This window comes from Kitasatospora sp. NPDC098663 (genome assembly GCF_044760075.1).
In the GTDB taxonomy this organism is placed as follows: Bacteria; Actinomycetota; Actinomycetes; order Streptomycetales; family Streptomycetaceae; genus Kitasatospora.
The window spans coordinates 1-18,814 of sequence record NZ_JBIWAP010000038.1 but is presented as its reverse complement, the minus strand read 5'-3'; the positions used below and the strand labels follow the sequence as shown (position 1 = coordinate 18,814).

At 68.8% G+C, this 18,814-nt stretch carries 22 protein-coding genes; 15 read left to right on the top strand and 7 right to left on the bottom strand.

What is annotated here, in order from left to right:
• Window positions 1-62 precede the first annotated feature (62 nt).
• Genes ACIQVZ_RS31835 through ACIQVZ_RS31825 form a run of 3 tightly spaced genes read right to left on the bottom strand, consistent with a single transcriptional unit; the run spans window position 63 to window position 3,150 of the window.
• Entirely contained in the window at window positions 63-467 is a 405-nt protein-coding gene (locus ACIQVZ_RS31835) for a DUF6009 family protein (RefSeq protein WP_063352543.1), read from the bottom strand.
• Window positions 464-2,068, bottom strand: a complete 1,605-nt coding sequence (locus ACIQVZ_RS31830; protein WP_350878984.1) for a phage/plasmid primase, P4 family — start codon at window positions 2,066-2,068, stop codon at window positions 464-466. The genes ACIQVZ_RS31835 and ACIQVZ_RS31830 overlap by 4 nt, the downstream gene beginning before the upstream one ends.
• Window positions 2,065-3,150 carry a bifunctional DNA primase/polymerase gene (locus ACIQVZ_RS31825; RefSeq protein WP_402454856.1) on the bottom strand — a complete coding sequence of 362 codons (1,086 nt, stop codon included), beginning with the start codon at window positions 3,148-3,150 and terminating at the stop codon, window positions 2,065-2,067. Before ACIQVZ_RS31825 ends, ACIQVZ_RS31830 begins: the two co-directional genes overlap by 4 nt.
• An 897-nt stretch (window positions 3,151-4,047) precedes the next feature.
• Between ACIQVZ_RS31825 and ACIQVZ_RS31820 the strand changes: the two genes are divergently transcribed.
• From ACIQVZ_RS31820 to ACIQVZ_RS31810, 3 genes are all read left to right on the top strand, one after another.
• Complete coding sequence (locus tag ACIQVZ_RS31820) at window positions 4,048-4,386, top strand: plasmid mobilization protein (RefSeq protein ID WP_402454748.1); 339 nt, start codon at window positions 4,048-4,050, stop codon at window positions 4,384-4,386.
• Window positions 4,383-4,754, top strand: coding sequence for a fic family toxin-antitoxin system, toxin component (locus tag ACIQVZ_RS31815; protein ID WP_402454746.1), 372 nt, complete (start codon window positions 4,383-4,385; stop codon window positions 4,752-4,754). Before ACIQVZ_RS31820 ends, ACIQVZ_RS31815 begins: the two co-directional genes overlap by 4 nt.
• A gap of 452 nt (window positions 4,755-5,206) precedes the next feature.
• On the top strand, window positions 5,207-5,815 hold the full coding sequence (locus tag ACIQVZ_RS31810; protein WP_402454743.1) for a hypothetical protein: 609 nt from the start codon (window positions 5,207-5,209) through the stop codon (window positions 5,813-5,815).
• Here ACIQVZ_RS31810 and ACIQVZ_RS31805 read toward each other — a convergent pair.
• A complete protein-coding gene (locus ACIQVZ_RS31805; RefSeq protein WP_402454741.1) occupies window positions 5,786-7,408 on the bottom strand; it encodes a bifunctional 3-(3-hydroxy-phenyl)propionate/3-hydroxycinnamic acid hydroxylase in 1,623 nt (540 codons plus the stop codon). The two genes, ACIQVZ_RS31810 and ACIQVZ_RS31805, sit on opposite strands and share 30 nt — an antisense overlap.
• A 130-nt stretch (window positions 7,409-7,538) precedes the next feature.
• Here ACIQVZ_RS31805 and ACIQVZ_RS31800 point away from each other — a divergent pair, with 130 nt between their 5' ends.
• The 5 genes from ACIQVZ_RS31800 to ACIQVZ_RS31780 all read left to right on the top strand — a co-directional run bounded on the left by ACIQVZ_RS31800 (window position 7,539) and on the right by ACIQVZ_RS31780 (window position 12,288).
• Window positions 7,539-8,459 carry a LysR family transcriptional regulator gene (locus ACIQVZ_RS31800; RefSeq protein ID WP_350878994.1) on the top strand — a complete coding sequence of 307 codons (921 nt, stop codon included), beginning with the start codon at window positions 7,539-7,541 and terminating at the stop codon, window positions 8,457-8,459.
• 343 nt (window positions 8,460-8,802) lie between these two features.
• On the top strand, window positions 8,803-10,482 hold the full coding sequence (locus tag ACIQVZ_RS31795) for a recombinase family protein (protein WP_402454739.1): 1,680 nt from the start codon (window positions 8,803-8,805) through the stop codon (window positions 10,480-10,482).
• A 440-nt stretch (window positions 10,483-10,922) separates the two neighbouring features.
• Window positions 10,923-11,159, top strand: coding sequence for a hypothetical protein (locus ACIQVZ_RS31790; protein ID WP_402454736.1), 237 nt, complete (start codon window positions 10,923-10,925; stop codon window positions 11,157-11,159).
• 1 nt (window position 11,160) lies between these two features.
• The gene (locus ACIQVZ_RS31785) at window positions 11,161-11,661 is read left to right on the top strand and encodes a hypothetical protein (RefSeq protein WP_402454734.1); all 501 of its coding nucleotides are present in this window, start codon (window positions 11,161-11,163) and stop codon (window positions 11,659-11,661) included.
• 123 nt (window positions 11,662-11,784) lie between these two features.
• Window positions 11,785-12,288: a phage terminase small subunit P27 family gene (locus tag ACIQVZ_RS31780; RefSeq protein ID WP_402454732.1), complete on the top strand. Its 504-nt coding sequence runs from the start codon at window positions 11,785-11,787 to the stop codon at window positions 12,286-12,288.
• A 103-nt stretch (window positions 12,289-12,391) separates the two neighbouring features.
• Here the strand turns inward: ACIQVZ_RS31780 and ACIQVZ_RS31775 are convergent, their stop codons facing one another.
• A complete protein-coding gene (locus ACIQVZ_RS31775; protein WP_402454730.1) occupies window positions 12,392-13,429 on the bottom strand; it encodes a transcriptional regulator in 1,038 nt (345 codons plus the stop codon).
• Entirely contained in the window at window positions 13,380-13,613 is a 234-nt protein-coding gene (locus tag ACIQVZ_RS31770) for a helix-turn-helix transcriptional regulator (protein ID WP_402454727.1), read from the bottom strand. Before ACIQVZ_RS31770 ends, ACIQVZ_RS31775 begins: the two co-directional genes overlap by 50 nt.
• Window positions 13,614-13,779: 166 nt before the next feature.
• Here ACIQVZ_RS31770 and ACIQVZ_RS31765 point away from each other — a divergent pair, with 166 nt between their 5' ends.
• The 6 genes from ACIQVZ_RS31765 to tgmC all read left to right on the top strand — a co-directional run bounded on the left by ACIQVZ_RS31765 (window position 13,780) and on the right by tgmC (window position 17,608).
• On the top strand, window positions 13,780-14,037 hold the full coding sequence (locus ACIQVZ_RS31765) for a hypothetical protein (protein WP_402454724.1): 258 nt from the start codon (window positions 13,780-13,782) through the stop codon (window positions 14,035-14,037).
• Entirely contained in the window at window positions 14,034-14,366 is a 333-nt protein-coding gene (locus tag ACIQVZ_RS31760) for a hypothetical protein (protein ID WP_402454721.1), read from the top strand. Before ACIQVZ_RS31765 ends, ACIQVZ_RS31760 begins: the two co-directional genes overlap by 4 nt.
• Before the next feature lie 84 nt (window positions 14,367-14,450).
• A complete protein-coding gene (locus ACIQVZ_RS31755) occupies window positions 14,451-14,729 on the top strand; it encodes a hypothetical protein (protein WP_402454719.1) in 279 nt (92 codons plus the stop codon).
• Between the two features lie 538 nt (window positions 14,730-15,267).
• Window positions 15,268-15,531, top strand: coding sequence for a putative ATP-grasp-modified RiPP (tgmA, locus tag ACIQVZ_RS31750; protein ID WP_402454717.1), 264 nt, complete (start codon window positions 15,268-15,270; stop codon window positions 15,529-15,531).
• Window positions 15,532-15,557: 26 nt separating this feature from the next.
• Window positions 15,558-16,496, top strand: coding sequence for an ATP-grasp ribosomal peptide maturase (gene tgmB / locus ACIQVZ_RS31745; protein ID WP_402454715.1), 939 nt, complete (start codon window positions 15,558-15,560; stop codon window positions 16,494-16,496).
• Complete coding sequence (gene tgmC, locus ACIQVZ_RS31740) at window positions 16,493-17,608, top strand: ATP-grasp peptide maturase system methyltransferase (protein WP_402454712.1); 1,116 nt, start codon at window positions 16,493-16,495, stop codon at window positions 17,606-17,608. Before tgmB ends, tgmC begins: the two co-directional genes overlap by 4 nt.
• Before the next feature lie 103 nt (window positions 17,609-17,711).
• Here the strand turns inward: tgmC and ACIQVZ_RS31735 are convergent, their stop codons facing one another.
• Window positions 17,712-18,062, bottom strand: coding sequence for a VOC family protein (locus ACIQVZ_RS31735; RefSeq protein ID WP_402454710.1), 351 nt, complete (start codon window positions 18,060-18,062; stop codon window positions 17,712-17,714).
• Window positions 18,063-18,285: 223 nt separating this feature from the next.
• On the opposite strand from ACIQVZ_RS31735, the gene ACIQVZ_RS31730 reads away from it, so the two are divergent.
• Window positions 18,286-18,699, top strand: a complete 414-nt coding sequence (locus tag ACIQVZ_RS31730) for a hypothetical protein (protein ID WP_350878997.1) — start codon at window positions 18,286-18,288, stop codon at window positions 18,697-18,699.
• The last annotated feature ends 115 nt before the right edge of the window (window positions 18,700-18,814 follow it).

The window sequence follows — 18,814 nt, the reverse complement described above, 5'->3', positions numbered from 1 at the left end:
CGGACGAAAAGCAGCCGCCTGAGCAGAACGGCGTGGGTGCGAGTGCACCCACGCCGATACGGTCACGCCTTCGGAAGCGTTATCCCCAGTTCAAGCATCGCCGGCGAGGCCGGGCCGCCCTCGGAGCGCTCGGTCTTGTACCCCTTGACGCCGGGGGCGACGGTGCGCGGGTCGACGGCTTCGGAGGGGGCGCCGGTGGAGTAGAGGCCCTCGGGGTCCTGGTCGCGGTCGTGTGGCAGGAGCCAGAAGACGCGGCGGCGGAAGGTGCCGGAGGCCCGGGAGGACCTGGCGTCGGGGCCGAGGATGGCGTAGCCGACCATGCGGCCGTCGCGGTGGTAGGCGGGACGGCCGCGACGGGTGGTGAGACGGTCCAGGGACTGGCGCACGTAGTCGAGGTCGGTGGTGTCCTCAAGCCAGACGAGATCGGTTTCGTGGGCGAGCTCGGCCGGGTCGATCAGCGCGCTCACGCGTTCTGCTCCTCTGTGTCGTCGGTGATCAGGCCGATGCCCGGGTAGTACTTGCGACTGTTGGACAGGACCATCTCCTTGGGGGAGGTCATACCCAGTGTCTCGCGAACTCGTGCAGCGAACGCACGACCGGATACGGGATTGGCGCCTTCGAATCCGCACCAGCGGGTGTACGCGCCGAAGAGCTGGGACTGTTCGGCGCGCATGCCCTCGCCTGTGATGCAGGCCTCCTTGAGGAAGCGGCCGACGTGGTCCTCGGTCTCGGCGTAGGCGGTGGTGGCGACCTGGACGCGCTGGGGGCCGGCGAGGTCCTTCTCGCCGGCGAAGTAGCGGCGGGCGCCGTCGATGAGCCAGGCGAGGATGCCGGGGCCCTCCTCGGCGACGAGGACGTGGGCCAGGTTGTCGATCTTACGTTCCTCGGGGACGACCCGTTCGAACGGGATCAGGCGCATGCGGCGCCAGAAGGCGAAGCCGCCGGTGCCGACCTCGGGGCGGTGGTTGCCGAGCAGCCAGAGCTTGTGGGTCGGTTCGAAGGAGAAGAAGTCCTGGCGCATCCGGCGGGCCTTGATCTTGTCGCCGCCGGTGAGGAGCTTCACCCGGGCCTCGTCGAAGCGGTCGCCGGGCTTGAGTTCCGAGCAGACGATGATGCGCCGGCCGTGGAGTTCGGCGAGGTCCGTGGGGTGCCCGTCGAAGGTCTTGGCCATCAGGAAGCCAGGCGGGGCCGCGTCCGCGTAGTCGCCGAGGAGCTGGATCATGACGTCCAGCAGGACGCTCTTGCCGTTCTTGCCCTGGCCGTAGAGGAACGGCATGACCTGGGCGCCGACGTCGCCGCTGATCGAGTAGCCGAGCAGCAGGTGGAGGAAGTCGCGGGTCTGCCGGCCTTCCTTGTCGTCGCCGAAGGTGTCGGTGAGGAAGCGGTCCCAGCGCGGGGTCCGCATCCGGGCGGGGGCCAGGGTGGTGGAGCGGGAGTGGTGGTGGACCTTCGGGTCGGGCGGGACGATGGCGCCGGTGCGCAGGTCGACCACGCCGCCGGGGGTGCACAGGGCGTAGGCGTCCGCGTCCAGGAGGGCGGCGTTGAGGACCATGCCCGGGGCGGACTTGGCCTGGGCGAGCATGGCGTTCATGCCCGAGGTGGAGAGGGCCCGGCGGCGGTGCCGACGCAGATCGGTGTTGGTGTAGACGCCGCGGGAGTCGTGGGTGGCGATGCTCTCGGCCATCTCGCCGGCGGCCCACAGGACGGTGTCGTCCTCGTCGAGCTGCCAGCGGTGCGCCGCCCAGCGGTACCAGCCGAGGCCGGGGACGTGGCGGTAGTCGCCTCCGTAGAGGTGGACGAAGAGCTTGGCGTTGCCCCGGTCGGACAGCGAGTCCGGCAGGAGGCCGTGCGCGCTCGCCTCCGGACCCGCCGGGGCCTGCTTGGCCTCCTGAACAGGCTCGGGAGCCGGCGCGGGTTCGGCGGACGGGGTGTCGAGAAGGCTCTCCTGGACGGGGGTTCCGTGCCAGGGTGGTGGGGAGGCTGGGCCGGGGACCGGCGGGTACTCCAGGATCTGCTGGGCCGTGGCCACGGGATCGAAGACCGTCCTCTTGCGGGTGCTGTCGTTCATCCGCGTGCCTTCCCAACGTGCAGGGGCTGTCGGGCGCCGGCGGCGAGGCCGGAACGGATGACGGCGGAGCTTTGCCTGTCCTGGCTGGGGCGGGCGGTGCGGGCCGCGTCCAGCAGGAGCCGCTCGGCGGCGGTGTGGGTCAGGTGACCGGCGGAGACCAGGCCTCCCATCGTGTAGGCGGCGCGATTGAGTTTCCCGGTGAAACCGGCCCCCTCGGGGGTGGTGGCACAGTCGGTGACGTCCTGGAGGACGGTGTCGAGGACACGCTCGGCACCGCGCTTGCCGCCGCCTGCCGCCACGACGGCCGCGCGGCCACGGTCGGGGACGGACGGCTGGGAGGGGCGCTGGTTGCCGGGCTGGTCCTTGAGGTGGCCGGTGCGGACGAGTTCGTCGCTGAGCCACTGGGGCAGGGGCGCGGGGGTCCTTGCCCCGGGGAGCGCGGTGTAGGTACCGGCGGTGGTCACGGTGCCGGGGGCGACGATGTAGCCGCCATGGGCACGCACGTCGACCTGCCAGGCCAGGGCCCGGCCGTTGGAGGAGCCGGTGGAGCAGGCGAACCTGCGGGGGGCGTCCTCCTGGTACCAGATGTGCAGGCCACCGGAGGGGGTGCGCACCCGCAGGGTTTCGGTGTCCGTCGCAGGGTCAGGAGCCTGGCGCAGGGCCGCGAGCAGAGCGAGGGTGTGGTACCCGTTCTCGAGACCGTCGAGGTTGACGTTCTCGTGGATCGGGATTCCAGGCAGGATCCGGTCCCGGGCGGGGACGGCGCTGGGGTGACTGTCGACGTCGATGACGACGAGACCCGCCGGGCCACAGGCGACCCCGGTACCGAAGTCCGGGTTGACGCGCCACCAGGCGGTGAGCACGTCCTGGTCGAGAGTGGCCGCGTGGAAGCCGTGGCACCAGCGACCAGCCTCAGGGCACGGGCAGTCGGCGGGACTGTGAGCCGGCTCCTGGCAGGGCTGGCAGTTGGCGGGCGGGGTCTTGCGACCTGGTGCGAGCGGGTGCACGGGCCAACCCTGGACTGCGCACCAGCGCGCGACGGCCAGCGCATCCGGCTGCCGAAACGCTCGGTCGCTCCCCACGGCCTTAGGCGCCGTCACGCTGGTCCCTCTCCCCATGGTTGGTAGCTGCTCGGACTTGAGTCGCTCGTTCAGTCGCTGAGGGCAAATAGCCAGGTCAGGGCACTGGTGGGCGCCGGATCAGCGACTGAAGCGACCGAAGTCCAGAAGATAGCTCACACAGACTATCCGAGCGAGGACGTGGGGACGCGAACCGCCGGAGTCTGCGGCGAAACTCAGCTACCGAAACCCGGGCCAGCGACTGACCCTGTTCAGTCGCTGGTTTCGGTCTTCCGGCATTTTCGCAGGTCAAAGCCGGTTTTAACAGCAAACAGCGACTGAAGCGACTGTAGCCCGGGTCTATAACGCGCACACGCACAGGGGAATGTCTTCATATACCTGACCTTGAGTCGCTTCGGTCGCTGACGGAGTGGGTGAACCTGCCCTGACCTGGGATTTTTCCCAGCGACTGAACCTCAGCGACTGAAAGCGACTGAGTCTCTCGGGCACTGTTCCCCGGCGTGTCGCCGGACCAGGTTCTCGTGGAAGTCCCCGACTTGGGTCGCTTGGGTCGCTTCAGTAGCTCCGCCTCAGGCCCGGGAGAGTCGCTTTGTGGCTGTGACCTGGGACTATGTCCGTAGGAGCGATCAGTGACCGAACGCTTCCAGCACTGAGTCGCTGAGTCGCTTCGGTCGCCCCTGCCCTCCGAGGACAGTGTCGTTGCCCTGCTGTCCCGGTACGTACGGCCTTTTGTGGCACCGGATTCGGGTCAGTCGCTGGAGGCCTGAGCCGGCGGAGAGCCCGTAGCCCAGGATGTGACTCGGCAGGGCAGCTACTGAAGCGACCCAAGCGACCGAGACTCCGACTTGGGCGAGAAAGCCAAGGTGCCGAGGCACCGTCGACCGTCAGCCGAGTTTGGTCGTGAGGACGTGCCGCCTCCCGCCGGGTGGTCTGTGGTGCCCGACACGCCGCCTTCAGACTTGTAGCGAGGTGTACCCCGAACTACGATTCGCCGTTATGAAGCAGCTGAACGTGCGACTGGACGACGCCGTCCACGAAGCGCTGGAGCAGCGGGCGGAGGCTGCGGGGCTCAGCCTGACGGACTATGCCCGCAAGGTGCTCGCAGAGGAGGCGGACGAGCGGCGCGAGCGGTTCCTGACAGCCGCGGCGCACTTCGCGCCGACGTGGGCACCGGCGTTCGAGGCCGAGTTCGGGCTCTACCCGCAGAGCACCCGTGACGCCGCGGCGGACGCCGCGTGATCCTCCGGATAGACCGGGCGTGGCTGCTTGACATCGTCCACCAGTTCCTGCCCGCCGATCCGGACGTCACCGACTACGGCACCCTCGCCGCCGCGGTCGCCCGACACCTCGACGAGGTCGTGGACGTGCCGGTGTACGGCGAGGTGCACCAGCGGGCCGCCGCCCTCATGCACCAGCTGATCCGCGTGCCGGCCCTGGAGTTCGCCAACGAGCACTTCGCCGCTGTCGTGGCCGCCTCGTACCTCAGTGCCTCCGGGGTCATCGTCACCGCGGAGCCGAAGCAGGCCGCCGACCTGGCCGCCCGCATCCGCGCCGGGGACGCGGACGTCCGCGAGACGGCGGCCGTCGTCCGCACCTGGTACCGCTGACCTCGGTCGACGGCCGGTCAGTCGGGGGAGAGCCCTGCGGCGCTGCCCGGTGGCGAGTGGCGGTCACCGAGGGCACGGCCCCAGCAGCGACCGAAGGCACCGGACAGCGACCGAGCAGGCCACCGTCCAGCAAGGGCGGCAACTCGTCCAGGCCTTGGGCGGTTTCCTCCTGGAGGGCACCGGCCCACCGGCCTCGCCTGCATCGCCGCCGACGCCCGCGCCGTCACCGGCCACGCCGACAGCTGGATACGGTTGCCCGACCTCGACGACTGGGAGCAGTGAGGGCACTGACCCGTCCGTAGGCCCGGGCTGGGCTGGGTGGGTGGTGTCCGAGGGCCCACCGGTGTGGTGACAAGCCGTGGCGGTAGGCGGTGGCGGGAGGCTGGTGCCCCGTTGACGGACGAGGAGAGCCTGTGAGTGGGCGCAGCAGCCCTGGAAGTGCCCACGGCCCCGTGTCCGGGTCCACGGGCACCGGCGGGGGACGGACGGCCGGTGATGCCGGTGTGCTGGGGACGGCGCTCGGCGCGGTGCTGGCGTTCTCGCTCGCGCAGGGGTCATGGCAGTGGTTCTCCACCTATCTCGGGGTGACGCTGCTCGCGGTGGTCCTGTCGTTCGGTCGTGCGCCACTGCCGGTACCGGGTCGGCGGGCGGCCTACGGGCGGAGCCTGGTGGCGTATTCGCTGGTCGTGGGGCTGTGCGTGGCGCTGGCGCTGGCTCCGGCACTTCAGCGCTGGAACTGGCTGTTACCCATGCCGGCGACGCGGAGCGGGTGCGTCGAGGCCGGCCGCTACGAGGTCCTGCGGACGCAGGCCACGCTGGGGGACCTGGCCGGGCGCGCCGGTGACGAGTTGGCGTACGTGCAGCGGGAGCAGAGCCGCCAGGCCGTCGACGTCTGTCTGTCGGCGACGACGACGCGTTGGCTGCCGGTGTACGCGCTGGGGGCGGCCCTGCTGGTGGGCGTGGGTTCGTGGGTGTGGGCGCGGTTCCGGGCGCGGAACACGGCGGCGGGGCCGGCTGAGCGGGTTCCGGGCTCAGGTGTCGGGGGTGAGGAGGGCCAGTAGCTGGTTCGCTACCGCGTCGGCGTCCGGCCCGGCTGCGTAGACGTAGTTGTCGGGGCGCACGGCGGCAGCGGTGGCGCCGAGGTCGGACAGCCAGCGACGGTGGGTGCCGTCCGGGTCGGCGACGACGGATCCGGGGGCGGCGGCTCCGGCGTGAACGGCTCCGGCGTGAACGGTTCCGGCGGCTCCGGCGGCGGTGCCTGTGGCGGTGGGGCCGAAGCCGACGACCGTGACGCCCAGGTCGCTGAGCTGGGCCCGGTTCAGCCGGGGGAGAGCCTGCTCGGCGACCAGCAGCCGGAAGCCTCCGCCGACGATGTCGTCGAGCAGGCCCGTCCGTCGGCCGTCGCTCACCCGGCCCTGGACGGACAGTCGGCCTCCGCCGGAGGCGAACAGGCCGGGGCCGAGGTCGGGCAGCCGGATCCGGTCCGGCTCCCGGAGCGCGCGTCGGTGGGCCATCAGCGTGCGGTCGCGCTCGCGGGCGAGCACCGGGTCCCGCAGGGTGTGCTGGCGGCCGAGTTCCATGCTCGTGGCCGTCACGCCGCGCACGTGCGGCTCCCGCTCGCTCTGGTAGGTGTCGAGCACCTCGGCGCCCCGGATACCGCGCAGCACGAGATCCAGCTTGAAGGCGATGTTGAGTGCGTCCCGTATCCCCGAGCAGAGCCCTTGCCCCAGAAAGGGCGGCATCTGGTGTGCGGCGTCGCCCGCGAGCAGGACCCGGCCGTCCCGCCAGCGCCTCGCGACCAGCGACTGAAAGGTGTAGGTGGCGGTTCGGGCGATGTCGGCGTCGTTGCGGGACAGGTAGCGGCCCACGCGGGACCACACGCCGTCCGCCGCACGTTCCCGCCCGAGGTCGTCGCCGTCGTCGAGCAGGAAGCAGAAGCGCTGGCGTTCGGCACCGGTGGTGATGACGGTGGTCGGTCCCTCGGGATCGCCGATCTGCAGCATCGACGGCAGCCCCAGCTCGGCCGCGGGGCGCCGGAGGGTGAAGTCGCAGACCAGCCAGGGTTCGGAGAAACCGAGGTCGTCCTGCTCGACGCCGAGGGCGTTCCGCACGAAGCTGTTCCCGCCGTCGCAGCCGATCACGTAGCGCGCCGCGAAGGTCGCACCGTCCGACGTGTTCAGGGTGACCTGGTCACGGCACTGGGACAGGCCGGTGACGGTGGTGCCGAAACGGAGATCGACGTTCGGCATCGAGGTGCACAACGAGTGCAGCGCCGTCTCCAGGTCGGGCTGGTGGAACTGGTATAGGTCGGCCCAACCGCTGGCGCCGACGTGGCGGAAAACCTGCCGGATGAGGAGGTCACCCGCCCCGTTGCGCCACTCGTACGCGTCCTGTGTGCGCAGGGCGGGCGCCAGTTCGTCGACGATTCCGAGCCCCTGCAGCGCGCGCATGATCTCGCCGTCGAAGCTGGCGGCCCGCGGGAGGCCGTACAGGCCGGGGTAGCGTTCCAGCACCACGACCGAGTGCCCGGCCTTGCCCAGCAGGGCCGCGAGCGTCATGCCGACCGGCCCGCAGCCGACTACGGCGATTTCGACGGTTTCGGTGGCTTCACTAGGGGACGGCGTCCGGTTCTCAGGGTGCCTGGCGTTCGGCATGTCCGCAGCTCCTCGTGGATGGGACGGAGGGTGTGGTGGCCACGACGTCAGTTTCGAACGCTCCTGACGCGATGTCTAATGCATGCTTTGCACAGGGAGTTTGCGTCAGGCGCAAACGAAGGGGGCGTCCGTGGCCGACCAGTTGGACCTCAACCTCTTACGCGTGTTCGACGCGTTGATGGACACCGGCAGCGTGTCCGCGGCCGCGACGCGCCTTCATCTGTCCATTCCGGCCACCAGCAGGGCCCTGGGCCGGCTGCGACGGGCGATGAACGACCAGATCCTGGTGCGCGCCGGCCGGGGCCTCGTGCCCACCCCGTTTGCCCAGCGGTCGGCCGTCAGGGTCAAGGCGCTGCTGGAGGCTGCGGCCGAACTCCGGGTGGATGCTGCGGGAAGCGACCCGCGGTCGTGGCGGCGCACCTTCGCGATCCGCGTCAACGACGGGCTCAGCCCCGTCCTCGCGCCCCGCCTCACCCACCGGATCGCCGCCGAGGCACCCGAGGTCCGCCTGCGGTTCGTCGCCCAGGACTCCAAGGAACCCGACCGGCTACGCGACGGCTCGCTGGACCTCGACATCGGCGTCGCCGACCCGCCCCCTCCGGACGTGCGCGCGCGAACGCTGTTCTCCGACCACTTCGTCGCCGTGGTGGCGGCGCACTCCGCGCTGGGCCAGGCCGCACGGCTGACGGTGGACGACCTGTGCGCCCACCCGCACATCTCCGCCTCCCGCCGAGGCCTCGCGCACGGGCCGCTGGACGAGGCCCTTCACCGCCTGGGCCGCTCCCGCCGCGTCGTCGCCGTGGTTCCCTCCTTCGCCGTGGCGGCCCTGATGGCGCTGGAGGGAGACGTCATCTGCCTCGGCCCCCGGGTGGTGGCGGAGCACCTCGTCGAGCGACAGGTGCCCCTCCGGTGGCACAAGGTGCCGCTGGAGATGCCGGCGGCCGACATCGAACTGCGCTGGCACCGCCGACTCGACGACGATCCCGCGTCCCGGTGGCTCCGCCGCCACGTGCTGGAAGCCGTCCGACCGCTCGCCGCCACGCCGCGCTGAACCGGACGTGAGAACCGCGTCACCGCCCGGAGAGCACCGCGGCGCCCCGGCCGTCGACGAGCGGCTGTGACCAGCTACTGCGGGGCAGCCGGCCGTTGCGCGGGGGAGCCGCAGGAAGACATCGCCGCGCGGTCGGACGCACTGCGGAGAACACAGAATTCATTGCCCTCAGGGTCTCCCAACACACAGAACTGGATGTTCTGGAGTGTGAGAGATGGCAACGGCATCTGTGCTGGTCAGGGGCTCGGGGCGGGGCAGCGGGCAAGCCTTGCTCCCTATACAGCGCGTGGAAGAAACATCGAACGCGCTCCCGAGCGGGCAAGCCCCGGTCCCCACGTGGGACATGGAAGATGCCCGCAATCCACTGTCCGGCACGGTGTTCACCGAGACGCTTCGGGGCGTCCGGTGCATCCGACTGTCCGTCCTGACGGACGAGACCACCAGCCCCGAGCGTCAGCGGGAAGCGTGCGACCACGTAGGCGCGGAACTGCGGGTCACGTTCGGCGAGGGTGACGCGCTGCGCGAAGCGGTGGACCTTGACGTCAGCGCGTCCAAGACCAGCCCTTGGGAGCGCCCGCAGCTTGTGCGCTGGTTGAACGACCCGGACGCCTACGACGCTTTGTGCTTCTGGAGGTTCGATCGCGCTATCCGGTCCATGGGGCACATGTACGCCCTTGCCAACTGGGCGCGTAAGCACCGGAAGGTACTGATCTTCGCCGAGGGGCTGGGCGGGGGTCGGCAGGTGTTCGACTTCCGCAACCCCATGGACCCCATGGCGGAACTCCAACTGTTCATGCTGGCTTTCGCCGCACAGTTCGAGTCGCAGTCCATCAGCGACCGCGTCAGCGGGGCGCAGGCTGCCATGCGCAGGATGCCGCTTCGCTGGCGTGGTGGTGGCCGTCCGCCGTACGGCTACATGCCCGCCCCGATGCCCGAAGAGTTCGGCGGCAAGGGCTGGACGCTGGTGCCCGATCCGGACGCCGTGGCGGTCATTGAGCGCATCGTCTGCGAGCTGCTGGAGGGGGCCACGGTGTCCGGCATCGCTGCGGGGCTCAACGCCGATGGGGTGCTCAGCCCGCGTGACTACTGGGCCGACAGGATGGGCCGCGAGCGGGGCGGCAAGACCGGCGGGACCAAGGGGCAGCACGTCGTGCGGGAGACGTTCCAGTGGACCCCTGCGGTCATTACCCGGATGCTCCGCAACGAGGTCCTGTTGGGCTGGAAGATGCACGACGGCGTGCCCGTGCGCGACGACCAGGGCAACCCGGTCATGTGCAGCGAGACACCGATTCTCACCCGCGAGGAGTTCGACCAGATCGGCTCCGTCCTGGACGAGCGCAGCATCAACAACAGCGAGCGGTCCGACACGGAAGCGCTGTTGCTGCGGGTCATCCACTGCGATTCGTGCGGCGGGCGCATGTACTTGAACCGGCAGGAGAGCAAGAGGAATCAGGCGCCTGTCTACAAGTGCAACTACCACGCCCGGGGCGACAAGTGCGAAGCGCCCGCGAACATCCGGGGCGACTGGGCGGACGAGTACGTGATAGCCGAGTTCCTGCGCCTGGTCGGCGGAATCCAGACCAGGACAACCGTGGTGGTCCCCGGGTACGACCCCGAGCCGGAGTTGAACGCGACCGTGGCCGAGTTCACCGCGCACCTGAAAATCCAGGGACAGCAGAAGTCCAAGCACGCCGCGCAGGAATGGCAGCGGCGACACGATGCACTGGACAACCGCATAGCCGACTTGGAGTCCCGCGAGAAGACCGAGCCGCAGCGCATCACCACGGCGACCGGGCGCACCTTCGCCGACGACTGGAAAGCGGCCGACACCGCGAAGCGGCGCGGCATGCTCGTTGACGCCGGAGTACGGCTGAACGTCCGTCGGGGCACCCGTGGCGGATGGCGCACGCTCGACACTCGGCGGGTGGACTTCGCCATGTCGGGCGAACTCGATGAGGCCGCCGAGGAGCTTTCCGCGTGGGACGCCGCCAGGGTGCCCGAACTGGTGCCCGCAGCCGCGTAAGCGCCCCATAGAGCCCCGTACAGCCCTGGTCGGCCCCCTGCGGTCGGCCGGGGCTCTCTTGTGCCCGCAGGCGGGCGCCTGTGGCCTTTGGCTCAGCCGGCCCGGACTGGCCGACAGCGGCAAGAGGGGTGGTGGGTGGTGGTTCTTGCCTATTTTTTAGAACGCATAGAAAAAACTAAGAAAAAACAAGAAACAGGACCACTCTCGCCACCTCACCACCGCTGGCCGGAAACCTCCGCCCTTCACTACGGCAGGGGGAGCGAGCGAAGCCGGGAAACCTCCGCTCCCCACAGCTTACGAGGGAGAGCGGGCAAGGACCGCTCCCCATACATACCGGGAAAGGTCACGACCGCACGGCCCCACGAGGGGTCCGGCAAGGTCTGCTCCCCATCACCCATAGAAGCCGTAACAACCTGCGGCCAGCGAAGGACGGAGAACGCATGAGCGAGACCCTGGACCGGTTCGGCTATCTGGACGGCCCCCGGGACAAGGATGCGGCCCGTGCTGCCGAGTGGCAGCGAGACGAGCGCATGGAGAAGTTGGCTGCAATGCGCGACTCGAACCCCGAGGCGTACGACCGCATGAGCACCACTGTCCGCATTTCCCTCGGCTACTACGAGAACGCGAAGAAGATTGCGGCCCAGTTCGGGCGCGACACCACGAAGGGTGGCAACTGATATGAGCGCCGAGATCGAGAAGGCCGCCGAGCGGGTCGCCAAGCTGCGCGCGCAGATCGATAAGGTGTCCGGCCCGCTGGCCGATGCCGAGGCGCAGTTGCGTTCCGCAGAGGACGCCGAGAAGGCGCGCCGCGCGGAACGAGAGATCGAGTACAGCCGAGAGTTCGCCGGGACTTGGATGGGCCGGGCCGAGGAAGCCGCGAACTCGGGCGATGACGCCCATCAGCGGTTCCTTGACACGCTGTCGGCGGAACCGTGGTTCGCGGCATATGTGGAGTACCGGGCCGCCCGGCACAAGCGCGGATACGTCATGACCGAGGCGCAGCGCGCACAGCGAATCATCGGTGAAGCCGTAACCGTACCCGAGCAGCGCTATTACGCGGCACAGATTCTCGATGAGATCATGGATCGCGTCGAAAAGGAATCAATGCAGCTTGCCGACGATTTCAATCAGAGCCTCGTGGCTCAGCGTGAGGACTACGTGGCCGCACAGGGCGACTGAGCGGCCCGCCACCCAGGGGGGTACTCCCGTCCGCGCCCAAGGGTGATCGGCAGGGAGAGAGGAAACTCACACCGGCGCTGCGGCAACTTTTGTATGCCCAGCACACCATTACAGCGAGCAAGAATGGAGACCATGGCTGACCGGTATCGACCCAAGCCAGCAGCAATACGGGCCCGCGAGGGAAACCCGTCCAAGGCCGAGATCAGAGAGGGGGTGATTGTCCCTCGCGCCGTTCTTGCCGAGCCCGATTGGCGAGAGGTTTTCAAGGACTCGCCGGCCGCCGAGATCCAAGGAGCCAATATCCGCTGTCGGGAAATGGCTTCGGCTGAGTGGCAGCGTGTTGTGCCGATTCTCGAAGTGGCTGCGGGGCTCGGCGAGGTGGACCACTCGACCGTCAAGGATCTGTGCGTCTGCGTGGCCCGCATCGACCAGGCGGAGCGTGACCTTTCCGAACGCGGACTCATGGTCACGGCTGAGCGCGGCACGGTGAAGAACGGCGCCGCCACCATTGCGGCACAGTACCGCTCCCAACTCGCGCGCTATATTCGAGAGTTGGGATTGTCGCCGAGTGCTCGTGTGGCCATTGCGCCGCCCGAGCCGGATGACGACTCCGATATCTGGGATTGATCGCCCATCAAGCATGCCGCTTGATCAAGTCTCGGAATCGCAAGGGCCCCGTCCTGTTCTCCCACTGCGGGGAACGGGGCGGGGCCTTTTTGTGTTTGCGCAGTTAATCGCTCGATGGCGATATAGCTAGGCGCATTCCTTCATAAACTTCCCTGAGGTCTCGGGCATCGGAAATCTTTCGCACCTCCACTGCTCTGACGACTTCAAGGGCGCGCCAATGGTTGGACGGCGCCACTCGACCAGACAGCATGGCGCGCTGTGCTGAATCGCATGCTTCATCCAATCGATTGGTAGTCACCAGGGAGAGCGCCAGGTCGATATTGGCGGATGCCACCCGGCGAGGCCATTTGCTAACGTCATCCGAGGGAGAAAGCCGTGAAATGACTTCTCGTGCATATGCTTCGGCCGCCGGGTCGCCGAGCCATGCAAGCGTGGTCGCCGCATAGGCAAGTGATTTGGCTGGGTCATATTGAAAATGATGTTCTGGCCGATTTGGAGTTCCCAGGGTGGCCGAAAGTTCTTGAACTCGATCTATTGCGGCATAAGTCTCGTTCGAATGGCCCAAGCGTGCAAAAGCTCGCCCTTGCTGGGCAAGTGACTGGATTTCGACCGAACTTCCGGCGGGCGCCAACTGATGAGCAGTAGCGCTGAGTTCCACGGCCTTTGAGTAGTCGCCGTCAGTGAGAACTCGCCAGGCGTCAGTTTCAAAGCACCAAGCCTGAATTTCTGAATTATCAGCATGCCGAGCTAGCGTCATCGCTGTTCGCAGTCTCGCCGTTGCTGCGTCCTGCTGATCGAGGTCAATATGCAGGGTTGCGCCGAGAAGGGAGAACCAGCCACCTATTACGAGTAGCTGTCGGTGTTCGGCGAGAGTCTTTTTTGCATCCATGAGCCTTGTTACATAAAGCGCATATTTCCGCACCTGGCCCAAGAGTTCCTGTGGAGCTACGGTTGGATATTTGATCGCCAGGTCATGAAAAGTCAGCTCAAGACGTTCCAGCGTTTCCTTTCCCACGTCGCTGGCGGAGACCCTGCGCGCCAGCTCAATTGCCTCAATCTCGTCGTCGTAGTCTGCCGAGTTTCCGAGGACCTCATCCCGTGCGGGTTGCGGAGCCGCCATGCCGCGCAAAAGTAGAGCCAAGCTCAATTAGCGTGACTCGCAATTCCTTGGCCAGGGTCGGGCGTTGCCAATCCTGGGGGTCTACCTTCCCGCTTTCCCATCTCGCCACAGTAGAGCGGTCCACCCCGAGATTCTGAGCCAAGGACTCCTGAGTGAATCCAAGGGCCTTTCGCCTCTCAACAAGGGCCCTGCGCCGCTCTGCCATGCCACCTCCCGGTCTCTGACTACCCGTTCTAGCAGGTCAGGACCCTTGGTGCAGAGAGTCTGAGACATGGATGCCACACGGATGCGTCATCGCTGCTCTGTCCAAGCGTGGGCGGCAGCCCTGTACTGGTGAATCACACAGTCCGGCGCCGATCGGAGGGACAGCAGTGAACCGACCGAACATCGTGAGTGTCGCCCTGGCCGTGGTGGTTGCTCTCGGCCCTGCTGCTCTGGTGGTCGCCCTGGCCAAGCTCGACCCGTACGCCGCGCGTCGTTGGGTCTGGTGGTTTTTCGCCCTGGCGGTCGCCATGCTCGGCATCGTCTACGGCGGGAACTGGGAAGCCTGGTGGCGCCGAAGACGTGCCGCTCGGCGGTCCCGGTTGCGAATCAGGGTTCGCCACGTTCGTTCTGGAGAGCCGCCGTGACCCTTGCGGCCGAGGCGCTGCCTACGCTGGCCGAGATCGGCGCGGGACGCCTGCCGGAGCCGCCCGAGGAGAACGACGGGAACCCGTGGACGGCCGGGGACTGCTGGCTCTACTGCGGGCGGACCTCGGTCCGAGTGCTCTGGCTCGGCCCGGTGACCGCAGCCGGCGGAGTCACGGCCGGGCTGCTCGCCTGCGCCGACTGCATATCGACCCTGCACGGCAAGGCGGTTGCCGCTATGGCCAATCGGGACAGTCCGGCAACCGAACGCGCCCACCGCGCTCGGCACGCCCGTCCCCGGTCGAGGTGGGGCATGCTGCCTCGGCCGTAATCCGCCCGCTCGACTCCCGGCGGTGCCTGCGCTGTGCCGGGCTGCACAACCCATGCCCCCTATGCGACGGTAAGGAATCTCGCAATGACCAGCGTGCTTACCCCCATCCGGAGGCCGTTCACCCTGGACGCCGCGTTCGCCGAGCTGCGCGCCCTCGGACGCTCGCTCGACAACCAGGTGACGGGGCAGACCGGCGCGACCACGGCCGAACTGGACGCCACGCTCGACCGGATGCGGGCGGTGCACGACCGCGTGATGCACTACCACGGCGTTGACGCGGCGGCCGTCAGGGCGCGCTTCGCCCGCCGGGACAGCGTCGCGGACGCGGACAGTCACGCGAACGTCGTCGGCCTGGCGGCCTGACGCCCCGCCACCCCGTAAGCCCCCGGCGGGCGTCTGCTTGCCGCCGGAGGAAGTACGACCCCCGCCCCGGTGACGCGACTTGGACGGACGTGGACGACCGGGGCGGGGCCCAAACTGATCAACTGAGCTACGGAGGGCGGCACATGCACGAGTGCCCCGAGGGCTACGGACACAAGGTCGAGACGGCCACGGAGCCCGGGGCTGTGCAGAGTGGCCCGAGCGGGCCTGTCTGGCGGTGCCTGACGTGCGGCCGGTGGGGCGGCGTCATGTCGGACGAGTGGGCCGAACTGTTCCCCGGTGAACCGGTCCTGTTCCCCCTCGGGTGGACGCGCCCCGGCCAGCCGACTCCGATACGCAGGGCGAGCCGCCTTCGAGGCTAGCCACTCCGCGAACTCCCTTTCCGGCGGGCGGGGAAGGGTCAACACCCCCGCCGGGACGGGGCACAACCCCACCTTGCCTGTTCCTACCCGGCAACAGGCTGGAGCGGGCAAGGTGGGTCCTTCGCACTTCCGAGCAACACCTAGACGTAGGAGGAAAGTTGAGCACCGCTCCTGAACTCGTTCCCGTGGCCCCGTGGGGCATGGGGCGCATGGCGCCGTTGCGCAACGGGGAGCCGTCGCAGTGGCAGTACGCGGGGCTGGACCCCGAGACGCAGACGGGTCTGTGGTTCGGCGAGGACGGGAAGATGAGCCCCGCCGAGCTCGGCAAGCACGGCACGTCCGTGGGCACCTACCCGCCCACCCAGGTGGGCAAGGACGGGAAGAACGACCCGGACACCGGCCACGACGCGACGCAGGACTAGGAGGTAGGGCCATGGACGGACGCCCGGTGCTGGTCGCCACCGAATTCGAGGATGCGACCGCCGATCTCGTCATAACGGAGCTGAACCGACGCCGGGTGCCCGTCCTCCGGTTTGACCCCGGACGGGACTTCCCGACCCGCACCACGTTGGCCGCTTCGATCACGGCGGACGGATGGTCCGGGAGTCTCACCGTGAGTGGGCGCGCTGCCGATCTCTCCGGCATCCGCGCGCTCTACCACCGGCGGCCGAACCCGTACACGCCGGACACCGACCACCAGGCCGACTGGTTCGCCGCGCAGGAGAACCGCCGGGGGCTCGGTGGGGTACTCGGCGCACTTCCGGGCTGTCTCTACCTGAGCCACCCGCAGGCCATCGCCCGAGCCGAGTACAAGCCCGCACAACTCTCGCTCGCTGCCCGCCTCGGGCTGCCGGTACCGGCGACACTGATCACCAACAACCCCGCCGAGGCGAAGCTGTTCGCCGCCACGCGACCCGCGATCTACAAGCCCTTGCATGCCGGGGCCTACCACGTGGACGGCGAGCCTGCCGGTATCTGGGCGGCATCGGTCGGGCCCGGGGAGACCACCGACGCTGTGAGCATCTGCGCCCATCTCTTCCAGGCGCAGGTGCCGAAGTCCGGTGACGTGCGGGCAGTGGTGGTCGGGGAGCAGGTGTTCTGCGCGCTGATCACCGCCCCTCCGGGGGTGCTCGACTGGCGCAGCGAGTACCGGAACCTGACGTACGAACCCGTGGACTGCCCCGAGCCGGTCCGGGTCGCTCTGCTGCGGTTCCTCGGCGAGTTCGGCCTGAACTTCGGAGCGTTCGACTTCGCCGTGACCCCCGAGGGTGAATGGTGGTTCCTGGAGTGCAACCCGAACGGTCAATGGGCGTGGCTGGAGCACGCGGCGGGACTGCCGATCGCGTCCGCGATTGCGGACCTTCTGGAGAACGGAGTAACCGAGTGAGCGAGTCCGAGGGGCTGCGGGCGGTGCTGGCCGCGCAGCTCAAGGGGGCGGGGGTGATCGTGGCCCCCGAGTGGGAAGCGGCGGTGCTGGCTGTGCCGCGTGAGGCGTTCTTGCGGGATGGCTGGTTCGAGTACGACGGCGACGGGTGGTACCGGCCCGTGTCTCTGGAGGAGTGGCCCGAGCTGATCGGCCGCGTGTACGAGGACGACACGCTGGTGACGCAGCTCGCCGGCTGTGTGGTCCCCCGACAGGTTGAGGGCCGGTTGGCGCAGGTGCCCACGTCGTCCTCAACGCTGCCCGGCCTGGTGGTCCGGATGCTCGAAGACCTGCGGGTGCAGCCCGGCATGACCGTGCTGGAGGTGGGGACCGGCACCGGATACTCAACCGCCTTGCTGACGCACGTCCTTGGCGACGACCAGGTGACATCTATCGAGGTGGACGCGGACGTGTCGGCTCGGGCCTCCGTGGCGCTCGGCGGGCTCGGCTTCTGGCCCGAGCTGGTCACGGGCGACGGGCTCGCCGGTCACGCCAAGGGGGCGCCGTATGACCGGATCATCGCCACCTGCGGGGTCCGGACCATTCCAGCCGAATGGATCGCGCAGACTCGGCCGGGCGGCGAAATCCTGGTGACCGTAGGCGGCTGGATGAACGCTTCCGAGCTGGTGCGGCTCACGGTGGCCGAGGACGGCACGGCAACCGGTCCGGTACTTGGTGGCGGTGTGTCGTTCATGCTCGCCCGCCCGCACATGCCCCCGCCGCTCGGCATGCTGCCCGCGCTCGACCAGGGCGAGGCCCGTCCGGCGGGCATCGGCGCTGACGTGCTCGACCGGTGGGCGGCCCGGTTCGTCGCGCAGTTCGCAGCACCCACGGCGCAGTACTTCGCCATGCCCCGGAACGGACGCACCGAGTACGTATTGGTGGACGTGGACGGCGGGTCATGGGCCGTGGTGTTCGAGGACGAGGGCCGCTGGCTGGTCCGACAGGGCGGGCCGGTGCGTCTCTGGGACGCGGTGGCCGAGCTGGTCACCCGGTGGCGGGTCGCGGGTGAGCCCACGGGCGAGCGGCTGCGGATGAGCGTGAGTGCCGAGGGTCAGCGGATCGAGTGGGACTGATCCCAGTAGCTCGCCCTATCTGGTGGGCTCCATGTACGACGATGCCCCGTGCGGTCTCTCTGACCGTGCGGGGCCTCTTGCGTGCTCTGACGTGACGGTAAACTCAGCAGAACTGGTAGTCACGTGTGTTGGGGTCCGCGAGGACGGCCCAGCCGGCACCATCGGGTTCCCGGCGGTCGTCGACGAGGGTGGCCCCGAGGTTCAGCAGCCGCTCGACCTCCTCCTCGCGGGTGGTCTCCGGACGCAGGCACAGGTGGACCCTGTTCTTGATGGTCTTCGGTTCCGGCACCTGGTGGAAGTACAACAGCTGGCCCGCCGGCAGCATCACCGCGGTCTCCGGATCACCCGGGCCGTCCTCCGGGTGCAGCGGATGACCGAGCACCTCACTCCAGAACCGAGCCAGCCCGTAGGCATCCGCACAGTCGATCGCCACGTTCTGCAACACCGAGACCATGCGCGCGAGCCTGCCCGAAGCACCGCTCGGTCCGCTACCGAATTGCGGCCGGACAACACCGGCGGGGGTTGGGAACTCCGAGGCATCGCCGACTGTTACAAGGCGGTGACGATCCGCTCACAACCGAAGCGTGGAGCGCGGCGTCCCTACAGATGACAGAGCCCGAATCGCGCCGACCGTGCTCTTCGGGCCGAGCAATCACCTCCCCTTGAAAGGGGCACCCGTGATCGTCTCCAAGCGGAACTCCCTGCGTCTGGCCGCCGTGACCACCGTCGCCGTGCTCTCCCTCGGACTGGCGGGCACCGCCGCCATGGCGGCCGCCCCGGCCGCCTACCCCACGTCCACCACGCAGCAGGCCGCCGCGCAGGCCAGCATCACCGCCAAGCCGTCCGTCACGTCCGTGCAGGCCTGGCAGCTGTTCCGGGTCAACGGCACCACCACCGGTCTCAAGGCGGGCACCAAGGTGACCCTGCAGCAGAAGCAGCACGGCAAGTGGGTCACCCTGCCGGCCTCCGTCCCCACCAACCACAACGGTTCCTACTCGCTCGGCGTGAAGCTCGGCATCAAGGGCCTGAACGAGCTGCGCATCGTCAGCGGAGACGTCGCCTCCCCCGTGTTCACCGTGACCGTGCGCTGACGCCGTCTGGCGGCCCCCGCCGTCGGGGGGGGGGGGGGGGGCGCCCCCCCCCCCCCCCCCCCCCCCCCCCCCCCCCCCCCCGGGGCCCCCCCCCCCCCGCGCGGGGGGTGGGGGA

Bases quoted from the DNA above. Each gene is read 5' to 3' on its own strand.
- ACIQVZ_RS31770 (WP_402454727.1), bottom strand. From the start codon at position 13,613: ATGGCAGAGCGGCGCAGGGCCCTTGTTGAGAGGCGAAAGGCCCTTGGA.
- ACIQVZ_RS31785 (WP_402454734.1), top strand. From the start codon at position 11,161: ATGAGCGCCGAGATCGAGAAGGCCGCCGAGCGGGTCGCCAAGCTGCGC.
- ACIQVZ_RS31795 (WP_402454739.1), top strand. From the start codon at position 8,803: ATGGAAGATGCCCGCAATCCACTGTCCGGCACGGTGTTCACCGAGACG.
- ACIQVZ_RS31735 (WP_402454710.1), bottom strand. From the start codon at position 18,062: ATGGTCTCGGTGTTGCAGAACGTGGCGATCGACTGTGCGGATGCCTAC.
- ACIQVZ_RS31805 (WP_402454741.1), bottom strand. From the start codon at position 7,408: ATGCCGAACGCCAGGCACCCTGAGAACCGGACGCCGTCCCCTAGTGAA.
- ACIQVZ_RS31790 (WP_402454736.1), top strand. From the start codon at position 10,923: ATGAGCGAGACCCTGGACCGGTTCGGCTATCTGGACGGCCCCCGGGAC.
- ACIQVZ_RS31755 (WP_402454719.1), top strand. From the start codon at position 14,451: ATGACCAGCGTGCTTACCCCCATCCGGAGGCCGTTCACCCTGGACGCC.
- ACIQVZ_RS31780 (WP_402454732.1), top strand. From the start codon at position 11,785: ATGGAGACCATGGCTGACCGGTATCGACCCAAGCCAGCAGCAATACGG.
- ACIQVZ_RS31830 (WP_350878984.1), bottom strand. From the start codon at position 2,068: ATGAACGACAGCACCCGCAAGAGGACGGTCTTCGATCCCGTGGCCACG.